We start from the raw sequence: 12,680 nt of genomic DNA, 5'->3' as shown, positions 1-12,680 counted from the left end.
AGAGCGCAGCATGAGCAGCACCGGCACGGCCCCGACCCCGGAGGCGGCCCCCGCCGCGGGCGTACACGGGGTGCACGACGAGATCTCGCCGCTGCGCACCGTCCTCGTCCACCGGCCCGGCCGCGAGCTCGAGCGTCTCACCCCGGACACCCGCGAGGAGCTGCTCTTCGACGAGGTGCTGTGGCGGGACCGCGCCGAGGCTCAGCACGACGAGTTCACCCGCCTCCTGGGCGGCCAGGGGGTCGAGGTCCTCCAGCTGCGGGACCTGCTCGTCGACATCCTGCGGGACGTGGGGCTGCGGGAGCACCTGCTCGCCCGCGCCCTCGACCCCGCCGTGCTCGGCGACATCGCCGTCCAGGACCTGCGCGGAGGGCTCGCCGACCTCGACGCCGAGGCGCTCGCGGACGTGCTGATCGGCGGGATCACCGTCGGCGAGCTGAGGACGCTCGGGGCGGAGCCGCGCTCGATCGCGCTGCAGCGGGTGGGGGAGGAGCACCTCGTGCTCGACCCGCTGCCCAACCACCTGTTCACCCGCGACACCTCCGCCTGGATCGGCGACGTGGTCTCGGTCGGCGCCATGCGACGCTCGGCCCGGCGACGGGAGAGCCTCCACCTGGAGATGGTCTACCGCCACCATCCGCGCTTCGCCCGGCCCGGCGGTCCGCGGCGCCTGCTCGGCCGCGACGGCGCCGGGGCGGCGAGCGTCGAGGGAGGCGACGTGATGATGCTGTCCCCGCGCACGGTCGCGATCGGGATGTCGGAGCGCACCAGCGCCGTCGGCGTCGAGCGCCTCGCCGCCGCCCTCCTCGCCGACGACGCGGTGGACCGGGTGATCGCGATCGCGCTGCCCCACCGCCGCGCGATGATGCACCTGGACACCGTCACGACCGTCGTCGACGAGGAGTCGATGCTCCGCTTCGGCCCCCTGCCGGCGCTGGAGACCTTCGAGATCGAGCGGCTCGGCGACCGGCTGGTCTCCCGGGCGCGGTCGGCCGACGAGATGGACGCCGTGCTCGCCCGCGGGCTCGGGGTCCCCTCCCTGCGGGTGCTCACCCCTCCGCTGGACGCCTACGCCGCCGCGCGCGAGCAGTGGGACGACGGGTGCAACGTGCTCGCCCTCGCACCGGGCAGGGTCATCGCCTACGAGCGGGCCGCGGCGACCAACGACTACCTCCGCGCCCAGGGTGTGGAGGTGCTCGAGTTCGCGGGCGACGAGCTGGGGCGCGGTCGGGGCGGTCCGCGCTGCATGAGCTGCCCCGTCGCACGCGGCTGAGCGTCGCCGTCGCTGAGCGCGGCGCCCTCAGCGGCGCGTCGGGGGCGGCGGGTCCTCCGCGGTCTGCAGGGTCGTCTCCTGGGCGGGCAGCGGCTCGCGCAGCGAGCGCTCCAGCAGCAGCTGCTGGGTGCCGAACTCCTCGAGCCCCTTGCGCACCGTGAACCCGAGCTTGCGCAGCAGGGCGACGCTGCGCTTGTTGCGGGTCTGGCTGATCGCGATGACGACCTCGTCCGCGAGCTCGCGGCGCGCCCAGTCCAGCAGCGCGATGCAGGACTCCGCGGCGTAGCCCAGACCGGTCCATTCGGGCAGCAGCGCGTAGGACAGCTCCAGCTCCCCGCGGTCGTAGTCCAGCGTGATCGAGCCGATCATCGTGTCGTCCTCGGCCAGGGCGAGCACCCAGCGCCCCCAGGTGATGCCCAGCGGGGAGAGCTCGAGCGCCTGGCGGGAGGCGTAGTCCACGGCGCCGCCGAGGTACTCGCGGGTGACCGGGTCGGTCATCAGCCGGATCAGCGCGGTGCGGTCGGCGTCGCCCGGCGGCCGGATCACGAGTCGGGGACTGCGGATCCGGACGGGCCACTCGGCGGTGCCTTCCTTCGTCACGACCACCACGGTACAAGCACCGGGCCGGTCGCGCCCGTCGGGGTCCGCGTCTCCGTGGCGACGGGGTGCGACGAGGACCGCGAGGCGTGTCCGGGTTCGGTATGGTGACTCTGCGGCACATCGGTGTGCCGCCGAGCGTCGGTGCCCGGTCCCGCACCGGGCCTCGCGAGTCGGTCGTGACGAACATTCACGCAGTCCCCGGACGAGTAGGAGCACCATGGTCGACCAGGACCTTCGCAGCACGGCACTGGAGGCGGTCCACGAGTCGCTCGGAGCGACGTTCACGGATTTCGCGGGATGGCGGATGCCGGTCCGATACGACTCGGACCTCGCCGAGCACAGGGCGGTGCGCGAGAGCGCAGGCCTCTTCGACCTCAGCCACATGGGCGAGATCCACCTGCGCGGGCCGCAGGCGGGCGAGGCCCTCGACCACGCCATGGCCGGCAAGCTCTCCGCCGTGGCCGTCGGCCGGGCGAAGTACACCCTGCTCCTGACGGAGCAGGGCGGGGTGATCGACGACGTGATCGTCTACCGGCTCGCCGAGGACCACTTCCTCGTCGTCGCCAACGCCTCCAATGCCGTCGTCGACGCCGAGGAGATCCGTGCCCGCGTCGCGGGCTTCGACGTCGAGGTCGACGACGCCTCGGACCGCACCTCCCTGATCGCGGTGCAGGGCCCCGCCAGTGAGCAGATCCTGCTGGACCTGCTGGACGCCGAGGACTCCGGCGTCGAGGGCGTCACCGCCGAGGACATCACCTCGATGAAGTACTACCGCTTCGCCGAGGGCACCTACCGCGGCGGCGACCTGCTCGTGGCCCGCACCGGCTACACCGGCGAGGACGGCTTCGAGCTGTACGTCGGCGACGACTCCGCCGAGGAGCTCTGGAAGGCCCTCACCGCCGTCGGCGGGGACCGGATCGTGCCCTGCGGCCTCGCCTGCCGCGACACCCTCCGCCTCGAGGCCGGCATGCCGCTGTACGGCAACGAGCTGAGCCGGGACCTGCTGCCCGCCCAGGCGGGCATGGGCCGCGTCGTCGCGCTCTCCTCCAAGGGCGACTTCGTCGGCCGGGAAGCCACCGAGGCGGCGCAGACCGAGGGACTGCCCGTCCTGGTGGGCCTCGCGGCCGAGGGCCGCCGGGCCGCCCGCGCCGGCTCCGCCGTCCGCGACGGGGAGGGGAACGAGATCGGCGCCGTCACCTCCGGCGTGCTCTCGCCGACCCTCGGCCATCCCATCGCGCTGGCCTACATCGACCCCTCCCACCGCGAGGTCGGCACCGAGCTGGTGGTCGACGTGCGCGGCAAGGACCTGCCGGTCCGCGTCGTCGAGACGCCCTTCTACCGCCGCGGCTGAGCGGCTCCGAGTTCCCCGACCGTCCCCAGGAAGGACCACAGCAATGTCCGCAGAACTCCTCTACAGCAAGGACCACGAGTGGGTCCGCGTCGAGTCCGACGGCGTCGCCGTCATCGGCGTGACCGACTTCGCCGCCGAGCAGCTCGGCGACGTCGTCTACGTCGACCTGCCCGAGGTCGGCTCCGAGATCACCTCCGGCACCGAGATGGGCGAGATCGAGTCGACCAAGTCCGTCTCCGATCTCTTCTCGCCGATCAGCGGCACCGTCTCCGAGACCAATCAGACCGTCGTCGACGAGCCCGAGCTCGTGAACTCCTCACCCTTCGAGGAGGGATGGCTGATCAAGGCCACCTTCGAGGCGCTGCCCGACGACCTGCTCAGCGCCGAGGAGTACAAGGCCCTCACCCAGTCCTGAGCATGCAGGGGCGGCCCGGCGCCGGGCCGCCCCGCGCCCAGGCCACGACCCCGCACCTCCACGTAGAACCCCAGGGACACGCCTTCATGACCGCAACGCCTGCGCTCGATCACGCCTCCTTCGTCCGCCGCCACGTCGGCACCGACCCCGGCGCCCAGCGCCACATGCTCGAGGTCCTGGGCTACGAGTCCCTGGAAGAGATGCTGCGGGCCGCGGTGCCCTCCACGATCCTGCTGGACGAGGAGGCGCTCGACGCGACCTCCGTCCCCGACGGGATCACCGAGCCCGCCGCGCTCGAAGAGCTCCGCGCCCTCGCGGACCGTAACACCGTGCACCGCTCCCTGATCGGCCTCGGCTACCACGGCACCCACACCCCCGCCGTCATCCAGCGCAATGTGCTGGAGAACCCCGCCTGGTACACCGCCTACACCCCGTACCAGCCCGAGATCTCGCAGGGCCGACTCGAGGCGCTGCTGACCTTCCAGACCATGGTCTGCGACCTCACCGGGATGGACGTCTCGGGCGCCTCCACCCTCGACGAGGCGACCTCCGCGGCGGAGGCGCTGATGCTCGCCCGCCGCACCGCCAAGCGCAACGGGAACGTCTTCCTCGTCGACGCCGACGCGCTGCCGGCCACCAAGGCGGTGCTGCAGGGCCGCGCCGACGGGCTCGGCATCGAGCTGCGCGAGGTCGACTTCCGCACGGGCGGCGCCCCCGAGGGCGACTACTTCGGCGCCCTGATCCAGTACCCCGGCGCCTCCGGCCGCATCTGGGACCCGCGCGACGTCATCGCCGAGGTCAGGTCCACCAAGGCCGTCGCGATCGTCGCCGCGGACCTGCTCTCCCTGACCATGCTCGCCTCCCCGGGCTCGCTCGGCGCCGACGTCACCGTCGGCACCACCCAGCGCTTCGGCATCCCGCTCGGATTCGGCGGCCCGCACGCCGGCTTCGTCGCCGTGCGCAAGGGCCTCGAGCGGCAGCTGCCCGGCCGCCTGGTCGGCGTCTCCCGCGACGCCGACGGCAACCCCGCCTACCGCCTCTCCCTGCAGACCCGCGAGCAGCACATCCGCCGCGACAAGGCCACCAGCTCCATCACCACCGCGCAGGTGCTGCTGGCCGTGATGGCCGCGATGTACGCCGTCTACCACGGCCCGGAGGGGCTGACCCGGATCGGTCGCGCGGTCGCCGACCGCACCGCCTCCCTCGCCGACCTCCTGCGCCGCAGCGGCTTCGAGCTGGTCGCGGAGTCCTTCTTCGACACCCTCGAGGTGCGGGCCACCGGCACCGCCTCCGACATCGCCGCCTCCCTGCGCGAGGCCGGGTTCCTGGTCCGCGTCCTCGGCGACGACGTGGTCCACCTGTCGCTGGACGAGACGATCACCGCCGCGGACCTGCAGGCGATCGCCGCGGCCTTCGCCCCGCATGCCCCGACCCCCGGCCAGGAGCTCGCCGAGGTCGGCTCCGGGGCCGGCTGGGAGGGCCTGGTGCGCGAGGACCCCTTCCTGCGCCACCCGGTGTTCTCCTCCTTCCGCTCCGAGACCGCGATGATGCGCTACCTGCGCCGCCTCTCCGACCGGGACTTCGCGCTGGACCGCGGCATGATCCCGCTGGGCTCGTGCACGATGAAGCTCAACGCCGCCACCGAGATGGCCGGCATCACCTGGGCCGAGTTCAACGGGATCCACCCCTTCGCCCCGGCCGAGGACGTGACGGGCTATCTCGACCTCATCACCCAGCTCGAGACCTGGCTGACGGACCTGACCGGCTACGACACGGTCTCCCTGCAGCCCAACGCGGGCTCGCAGGGCGAGTTCGCGGGCCTGCTGGCGATCCGCGCGTATCACGCCTCCCGCGGCGAGTCCTCCCGCGACGTGTGCCTCGTGCCGAGCTCCGCCCACGGCACCAACGCCGCCAGCGCCGTGAACGCGGGCCTGCGCGTCGTGGTCGTCGCCTCGGACGCGAAGGGCAACATCGACCTCGAGGACCTGGGGCAGAAGATCAAGGACCACGGCGACGAGCTCGCCGCCATCATGATCACCTACCCCTCCACGCACGGCGTGTACGAGGAGCAGGTGCGCACCGTGTGCGAGCTGGTGCACGACGCGGGCGGCCAGGTCTACGTCGACGGCGCGAACCTCAACGCGCTGCTGCAGGTGGCGCGCCCCGGCGAGTTCGGCGGCGACGTCTCCCACCTGAACCTCCACAAGACCTTCTGCATCCCGCACGGCGGCGGCGGCCCGGGCGTCGGCCCGGTCGCGGCGAAGGCGCACCTGGCGCCGTTCCTGCCCGGTCACCCCGAGATCCAGCGCGAGTCGCACCCGGTCGCCGGGGCGGGGGAGCAGGTCCACGGCGGCGCGCCCGTCTCGCAGGCACCCTACGGCTCGCCGTCGATCCTGCCGATCACCTGGACCTACATCCGCCTGATGGGGCCGGACGGGCTGCGCCACGCCACCGCCTCGGCGGTGCTCGCGGCGAACTACATGGCCCGCCGCCTCTCCGAGTCCTACGAGATCCTGTACACCGGTGAGAACGGGCTGGTCGCCCACGAGTGCATCGTGGACCTGCGCCCCTTCACCGAGCGCACCGGGATCACCGTCGACGACGTCGCCAAGCGCCTCATCGACTTCGGCTTCCACGCCCCGACCATGTCCTTCCCCGTCGCGGGGACGCTCATGGTCGAGCCCACCGAGTCCGAGGACCTCGCCGAGATCGACCGCTTCGTCGAGGCGATGCTGATGATCGCGAAGGAGGCCGACGAGGTGATCGCCGGCACCTGGCCCGCCGAGGACAACCCGCTGGTGAACGCGCCGCACACGGCCTCGTCGATCGCGACGGGGGAGTGGACCCACCCCTACTCCCGCGAGATCGCCGTCTACCCCGGCTCCTGGACCGCGCCCGAGGACGACTCCGTCCACGACAGCGCCCAGATGCGGATCCAGTCGAAGTACTGGCCGCCGGTGCGTCGCATCGACCAGGCCTGGGGCGACCGCAACCTGGTGCCCACCTGGCCGCTGGACTGACCGCGGCAAATCCCGCCCCTCGCCCGCCCGGACCGCTCCCGCGGCCCGGGCGGGCGAGTTCGTGAACTGCTGTGACGGCCCGGCTCGCGTCCGGGCCGCCCCTGCTCATAGGCTCGGCCCATGACCGAGATCCTCACCACCCACGCCGGCTCCCTGCCTCGCACCCCGGAGCTCATCGCCGCCAACGCCGCCCGCCCCGTCGGCGAGGACGGGCTGACCCCCGCCCCCACCGACGAGTTCCGCGAGGTGCTGCGCCAGGCCGTCGTCGACGTCGTCGCGAAGCAGCGCGAGATCGGGATCTCGATCCCCAACGACGGCGAGTACGGGCACCTGATGGGCTCGGCCGTGAACTACGGCTCCTGGTGGTCCTACATCTTCGACCGGGTCAGCGGCCTGGAGATCACAGGCAGCGACTACTTCTCCTCCGAGCCGGTGCGCTCCACCCCCGGGAACGTGCGCCTGACCACCTTCCCCGATCGCCGGGACTGGACGCTCTTCGCGGAGGCGTACCAGGACCCGACCTCGGGCATCACCGTCGGCTCCCAGCCCACCTTTCCCGCCGCGACCTCCGCGATCGCCTACTCCGACACCGGTCGCGAGCTGGTCGCGCAGGACGTGGCGAACTTCCGCGCCGCGGTCGACTCCGCCGGCTACGCGAACGGCTACCTCGCCGCGCTGTCCCCGGGCTCCGGCTCCCGCATCACCGACGACCACTACGGCGACGAGGACGCCTTCCTCGACGCCTGGGTCGAGGTGATGCGCCCGAGTACGAGGCGATCGCCGCCGCGGGCCTGACCGTGCAGATCGACGACCCGTCGATTGCCGAGAACTGGGACCAGATCAACCCCGAGCCCTCCGTCGCCGACTACCTCGAGTTCACCCGCAAGCGCGTCGACGCCGTCAACCGGGCGCTGGTCAACGTACCGACCGAGCAGACCCGCTTCCACCTGTGCTGGGGCTCCTGGCACGGCCCGCACACCACCGACATCGAGTTCCGCCACATCGCGCCGCTGCTGCTCGAGATCGACGCGAAGTACTACTCCTTCGAGGCCGCCAACGTGCGCCACGAGCACGAGTGGACCGTGTGGCAGGACCTCGAGCTGCCGGAGGACAAGGTGATCGTCCCCGGCATCGTCTCCCACGCCACCAACGTCGTCGAGCACCCCGAGCTGGTCGCCCAGCGACTGGAGCGCTTCGCGCGGATCGTCGGCCCCGAGCGCGTGATCGGCTCGACCGACTGCGGGCTCGGCGGGCGCATCCACCCGCAGATCGCCTGGGCGAAGCTCGCCTCGCTCGTGGAGGGCGCGGCCCTCGCCTCCTCCCGGCTGTGAACCCGGCGCGCCGCTGAGCCCCACGGGGTCCTGATCGGAGGCGGTCGGGACCCCGCGCCCGGGCTCGCGGGCGGGGCGAGAGTTCACCGCCTGGTCGACGACACGTCACGCCCCGGTGGGGCCGCGGAGACCTGGGCGGCGGAGCATCGGGGGCGTGAGGATCCTCGTCGTCGCCGAATCGTTCCTGCCGCACATGAACGGGGTCACCAACTCGGTGCTCCGCGTCGTCGACCACTTCGCCGCCTCGGGCGATGATCTCGGGATCATCGCCCCGAAGTGGCCCGGGGCCGACAAGCACATGCGCACCTCCTGCGGACGCAGGGTCCGGGTGCGCCGCATCGCCTCCGCCCCCATGCCGGGCTACACCGAGGTGCGCATCGCCACCGCCAGCGCCGCCACCCTGCGCCGTCGCATCGACGAGTTCGCGCCCGATGTCATCCACCTCGCCTCGCCGATGATCCTCGGCGGCCGCGCCGTGGTCGCGGCGCAGAAGGCCGGGGTGCCGACGGTCGCCGTGTACCAGACCGACATCCCCGGCTACACGGCCCGCTACGGCATGCCCTTCCTCGAGAACGCCTCCTGGCAGCTGCTGCGCGACGTGCACAACCGCGCCACCCTCAACCTCGCCCCCTCCACCGCGACCCGCGACCAGATGCTCGAGCACGGCATCGAGCGGGTCCACCTGTGGCGACGCGGCGTGGACACCTCGCTGTTCTCCCGCTCGCTGCGCAGTGCGAGGCTGCGGGCCCGCTACGCCGAGCCGGAGGAGAAGCTCGTGGTCTACGTGGGCCGGCTCGCCCCCGAGAAGCAGGTCGCCGATCTGCGCGTGCTGCACGACATGCCCGGGGTGCGCCTGCTGATCGTCGGCGACGGCCCCGAGCGGGACGCCCTGCGTCGCGACATGCCCCGGGCGCGCTTCGCCGGCTTCCGCTCCGGCACGGACCTCGCCGCGCACCTCGCCAGCGCCGACCTCTTCGTCCACCCCGGCGAGCTCGAGACCTTCGGGCAGACGATCCAGGAGGCCATGGCCTCCGGACTGCCCGTCATCGCACCGCGCCGGGGAGGACCGGTGGATCTGGTCACCCCGAGCCGCACCGGCTGGCTGTACACCCCGGGGATGCTCGACGAGCTCCGCGACCGCGCCGCGGACCTGCTCTTCGACGACGCTAAGCGCGAGGCCTTCGGCACGGCGGCGCTGGAGTCCGTGCGCAAACGCACCTGGCCGGTGCTCAGCGAGCAGCTGCGCGGCTACTACCGCCGGGCGATCGAGGAGCACGCCCAAGTGCCCGCTCGCTGAGCCGCCGTCACATTCCGCCACACAGCTCGCGGGGAGGGGCTGCTGCGGGGTGGACTGAGTCCTGTCGCCGATCGGCGGCACGTGACCCGGCTCCACTGCGGAAAGGACAACATCATGGCGCAGCGCACTCGTCGCCCGCTCATCGGCGTGACCGCGGGGACCCGCACCATGATGTCCGGCGCCTGGGAGGGTCACGACGCCGTCGTCGTCAACGAGCACTACGTCCGCGCACTGCGCGAGGCCGGCGCCCGGCCCGTGATCCTCTCCCCGCAGGACCCCTGGACCGAGGAGGAGCTCGCCGAGCTCGACGGCCTCGTCCTCACCGGCGGCACCGACCTCGACCCCGCGGCCTGGGGCGAGGACGCGCTCGGGACCGACATGACCCCGGACCCCGCCCGCGACGCCTTCGAGACCACGCTCTACCGCACCGCCCGACGCGTCGGCGTGCCCGTGCTCGGGATCTGCCGCGGCCTGCAGATCATCACGATCGCCGAGGGCGGCCGGCTGCACCGCCACCTGCCGGAGGACGTCCCCGCCCACCCGACCACCGGGCTCGCCCCCACTGCGGTCGACGTCGAGATCGACGCGGCCAGCGACCTCGCCCTCGCCCTCGGCACCTCGGCCCGGGTCACCGCCTTCCACCACCAGGGCGTGCGCGAGGTCCGCGGCGACCTGCGCATCGTCGCGCGGCACGCGAGCGGTCTCCCGCTCGCGGTCGAGGCCGCCTCGGGCAGCGGCGTGATCGGGGTGCAGTGGCATCCCGAGATCGACGGCGAGAGCGGCGCTGCGGTGTTCGAGAGCCTGTCCACCGCGATCCGGCACCGGGACGTGGCGGCGAGCAGCCGCGCACTGGTCTAGGATGGTCCTGGTCGCCCGCGCCTGATGACGGGCGCCGTGGACGCCGCACCACCGGTCGCGGACCGGCAGAGTCAGGAAAGAAGGCAGCATGAGCAACGAGCACGTCGCGGACACGAGCCGCGCGCGGGTGCACCAGGACGAGAACATGACCTCGAAGGGCAACAACGTCGTCCTGTCGGTGGTGCTGTTCCTCGTGCTGTTCGGCCTGTTCGTCGCCGGCCTCTACGTGATGGCGATGTTCACCGCCGTGACCTTCATCGCGGGCCTGGCCATGTGCCTGGTGGCGCTGTTCGTCACCTTCGACCTGGTGCCGCGCTTCCTCACCTGAGCACTCGCTCCTCATCCTCCACCGTGCCCGGCAGCCCTCGCGGCGGCCGGGCACGGTCATGTCCGGGACGCTCCTGCCCGGCCCGACCGCCCGGGAGAGCCCCTGCGAGGGCCCGGCGTGACGCAGCCCCCGTCGTGACGGACAATGGTGCATCGTGAACGCTCACTCACCGTCGGCCGACGACGCCCTCCGCCCCGCCGTGCCGCGTGACGCGATGCTCGCGCGCCGGGCAGTCTCGCTGATCTTCTTCCTCAACGGCGCCTCATTCTGCGCGATCCTGCCGCGGTATCCCGAGCTGGTGGAGTCGATCGGGCTGAGCAACACCGCCTTCGGCCTCGCGGTCGGGCTGGGGCCGCTCGGCGGACTGCTCGCGGGGCTGTTCGCCGCCCGGCTGATGTCCCGCTTCGGCTCGGCCCGCACCTCCGTGGCCTTCCAGCTGCTCGCCTCGACCTCTCACCTGGCGATCTACGTCTCCGGCTCCTGGCTGTGGCTGACGGCCGCGCTGCTGCTGGCCCAGGCCGCCGACGCGCTCACCGACATCTCCATGAACGCGCACGGCATGCGGGTCGAGCGCCGCTACCGGCGCTCCATCATGAACAGCTACCACGGCTGGTGGTCGCTCGGCGCGGTCCTCGGCGGGCTGCTGGGCGCGGCCGCCGCGCAGGTCGGACTGCCGCTGTGGGCGCAGGGCGTGGCGGGCCTGATCGTCTTCGGCGCGCTCGTGCTGGGCTCCTACCGGTTCCTGCTGCCGGGCGACGACTCGACCGAGCGCGCGCCCGTCGCCGCGACGGGCGGTGCCGGTGGGACGTCGAGCGACTCCCCGGCGGGTCCGTCCGCCTCCTCCGCCGCCGAGGTGCCGCCGGTCGCGCCCGCGGGACGGCGCATCGCGGGGATGGGCCTGCGCGCGCTGGGGCTCGTGGCGGCGCTGGGCATGGTGCTCGTGTTCGCGGGGTCGACCGAGGACGCCGGCAACACCTGGGGCGCGCTGTTCATGCGCTCCACCTTCGAGGCGACCCCGTTCCTGGCCGGCATGGCCTTCGTCGCCCTCCAGGGCGCCCAGACGATCGGCCGCTTCACCGGCGACGCGATCGTGGACCGGCTCGGCGACCGCGTCACCGCCCGCGTCGGCGCCCTCATCGCCCTGGTCGGGATGAGCATCGCCCTGGTGCTGCCCAGCCCGGCGACCGCGCTGCTCGGCTTCGCGGCGGCGGGCTGGGGGATCGCCACCCTGTTCCCGGCGGCCTTCCGCACGGCCGACAACCTCCCGGGCGTGCCCTCCGGCGTCGGCATCACGGTGGTGGGCTGGTTCGCGCGGCTCGGCTTCTTCCTCACCCCGCCGCTCGTCGGCGCGCTCGCGGACGCGCTGACGCTGCGCTACGCGCTGTGGCTGGTGCCGATCTACGCGCTGGGGATCCTCGCGTTCTCCGGGGTCCTCTCCACCCGCCGGAGCGCGCAGCAGGGCTGAGAACCGCGGGATCGGACGGAGGGGGCGAGGATCGCGCGGCTCAGATCCGGTCGACGTCCCCCGCGCCCTCACGGGCGATCACGGGCTCGGACCCGGTGAGGTCCACGACAGTGGTCGGGTCGATCCCCACCTCGCCGGAGTCGATGATCACGTCGACCTGCTCGCCCAGCAGGTCCTGCACCACCCAACCCTCCGAGGGCGGGTCCTCCTGCCCGGGCAGCAGCAGCGTCGAGGACAGGATCGGCTCGCCGAGCGCCTCGACCAGCGCATGGGCCACCCGATGATCGGGGATCCGCACCCCCACGGTGTGCTTCTTGGGATGGGCCATCTTGCGCGGCACCTCCCGGGTCGCGGGGAGGATGAAGGTGTACGGCCCCGGGGTCGCGTTCTTGACCAGGCGGAAGGTCGGGTTGGAGACCAGCACGTACTGCCCCAGCTGGGCGAAGTCCGCGCAGACGAGCGTGAAGTGGTGGTCCTTGCCGACCTGGCGGATGCGACGGATCCGCTCGAGGCCGTCCGCGTCCCCGAGACGGCAGCCCAGCGCGTAGCAGGAGTCCGTCGGATAGGCGATCAGGCCGCCCTCCTCGAGCGCGGCGACCGCCTGCGCGATCAGGCGGGGCTGCGGATCCTCCGGATGGATGTCGAGATACTTCGCGGAGCGACGTGATCTGGCCATGCCCGATGGTACGCCCGCACGGAGCGGGCGGGGCGGTCCCGCGCGGACAGGGCGCGCGTCGAGGCC

The 12,680-nt window shown here is 72.7% G+C and carries 10 protein-coding genes and 1 pseudogene; 9 read left to right on the top strand and 2 right to left on the bottom strand.

All coding sequences use genetic code 11. The features are described 5' to 3' along the window. Window positions 1–10 precede the first annotated feature (10 nt). Window positions 11–1,273: an arginine deiminase gene (locus RBL05_RS04465; protein ID WP_308740503.1), complete on the top strand. Its 1,263-nt coding sequence runs from the start codon at window positions 11–13 to the stop codon at window positions 1,271–1,273. Between the two features lie 27 nt (window positions 1,274–1,300). On the opposite strand, the gene RBL05_RS04460 is transcribed toward RBL05_RS04465, so the two are convergent. After that, on the bottom strand, window positions 1,301–1,873 hold the full coding sequence (locus tag RBL05_RS04460; RefSeq protein ID WP_308740504.1) for a GNAT family N-acetyltransferase: 573 nt from the start codon (window positions 1,871–1,873) through the stop codon (window positions 1,301–1,303). Window positions 1,874–2,090: 217 nt separating this feature from the next. On the opposite strand from RBL05_RS04460, the gene gcvT reads away from it, so the two are divergent. The 8 genes and pseudogenes from gcvT to RBL05_RS04420 all read left to right on the top strand — a co-directional run bounded on the left by gcvT (window position 2,091) and on the right by RBL05_RS04420 (window position 11,938). Further along, window positions 2,091–3,224 (top strand): glycine cleavage system aminomethyltransferase GcvT, encoded by a 1,134-nt coding sequence (gene gcvT / locus RBL05_RS04455; RefSeq protein ID WP_308740505.1) that lies wholly within the window; start codon window positions 2,091–2,093, stop codon window positions 3,222–3,224. Between the two features lie 43 nt (window positions 3,225–3,267). After that, window positions 3,268–3,639: a glycine cleavage system protein GcvH gene (gene gcvH / locus RBL05_RS04450; protein ID WP_308740506.1), complete on the top strand. Its 372-nt coding sequence runs from the start codon at window positions 3,268–3,270 to the stop codon at window positions 3,637–3,639. Between the two features lie 86 nt (window positions 3,640–3,725). Then, window positions 3,726–6,659 (top strand): aminomethyl-transferring glycine dehydrogenase, encoded by a 2,934-nt coding sequence (gene gcvP / locus RBL05_RS04445; protein ID WP_308740507.1) that lies wholly within the window; start codon window positions 3,726–3,728, stop codon window positions 6,657–6,659. A gap of 120 nt (window positions 6,660–6,779) precedes the next feature. Beyond that, window positions 6,780–7,990 (top strand): annotated as a pseudogene (locus tag RBL05_RS04440) (cobalamin-independent methionine synthase II family protein). 154 nt (window positions 7,991–8,144) lie between these two features. Continuing rightward, window positions 8,145–9,287 carry a glycosyltransferase family 4 protein gene (locus tag RBL05_RS04435; protein WP_308740509.1) on the top strand — a complete coding sequence of 381 codons (1,143 nt, stop codon included), beginning with the start codon at window positions 8,145–8,147 and terminating at the stop codon, window positions 9,285–9,287. Window positions 9,288–9,401: 114 nt separating this feature from the next. Then, window positions 9,402–10,145 carry a gamma-glutamyl-gamma-aminobutyrate hydrolase family protein gene (locus RBL05_RS04430; protein WP_308740510.1) on the top strand — a complete coding sequence of 248 codons (744 nt, stop codon included), beginning with the start codon at window positions 9,402–9,404 and terminating at the stop codon, window positions 10,143–10,145. Between the two features lie 88 nt (window positions 10,146–10,233). Next, window positions 10,234–10,473 carry a hypothetical protein gene (locus RBL05_RS04425; RefSeq protein WP_308740511.1) on the top strand — a complete coding sequence of 80 codons (240 nt, stop codon included), beginning with the start codon at window positions 10,234–10,236 and terminating at the stop codon, window positions 10,471–10,473. Between the two features lie 154 nt (window positions 10,474–10,627). Beyond that, window positions 10,628–11,938, top strand: a complete 1,311-nt coding sequence (locus RBL05_RS04420; protein WP_308740512.1) for an MFS transporter — start codon at window positions 10,628–10,630, stop codon at window positions 11,936–11,938. A 40-nt stretch (window positions 11,939–11,978) separates the two neighbouring features. Here RBL05_RS04420 and RBL05_RS04415 read toward each other — a convergent pair whose 3' ends face one another. Then, on the bottom strand, window positions 11,979–12,614 hold the full coding sequence (locus RBL05_RS04415; RefSeq protein WP_308740513.1) for an L-threonylcarbamoyladenylate synthase: 636 nt from the start codon (window positions 12,612–12,614) through the stop codon (window positions 11,979–11,981). Window positions 12,615–12,680: the final 66 nt, after the last annotated feature.

This window comes from Brachybacterium sp. GU-2 (assembly GCF_030866705.2).
Classification (GTDB): domain Bacteria; phylum Actinomycetota; class Actinomycetes; order Actinomycetales; family Dermabacteraceae; genus Brachybacterium; species Brachybacterium conglomeratum.
Note: the sequence above shows the minus strand (reverse complement) of the source record. Positions and strands in the feature narration are given on the sequence as shown.

What these genes read in the sequence shown, in the direction of transcription:
- RBL05_RS04465 (WP_308740503.1), top strand. Translation starts at nt 11, where the DNA reads ATGAGCAGCACCGGCACGGCCCCGACCCCGGAGGCGGCCCCCGCCGCG.
- gcvT (WP_308740505.1), top strand. Translation starts at nt 2,091, where the DNA reads ATGGTCGACCAGGACCTTCGCAGCACGGCACTGGAGGCGGTCCACGAG.
- gcvH (WP_308740506.1), top strand. Translation starts at nt 3,268, where the DNA reads ATGTCCGCAGAACTCCTCTACAGCAAGGACCACGAGTGGGTCCGCGTC.
- gcvP (WP_308740507.1), top strand. Translation starts at nt 3,726, where the DNA reads ATGACCGCAACGCCTGCGCTCGATCACGCCTCCTTCGTCCGCCGCCAC.
- RBL05_RS04430 (WP_308740510.1), top strand. Translation starts at nt 9,402, where the DNA reads ATGGCGCAGCGCACTCGTCGCCCGCTCATCGGCGTGACCGCGGGGACC.
- RBL05_RS04425 (WP_308740511.1), top strand. Translation starts at nt 10,234, where the DNA reads ATGAGCAACGAGCACGTCGCGGACACGAGCCGCGCGCGGGTGCACCAG.
- RBL05_RS04415 (WP_308740513.1), bottom strand. Translation starts at nt 12,614, where the DNA reads ATGGCCAGATCACGTCGCTCCGCGAAGTATCTCGACATCCATCCGGAG.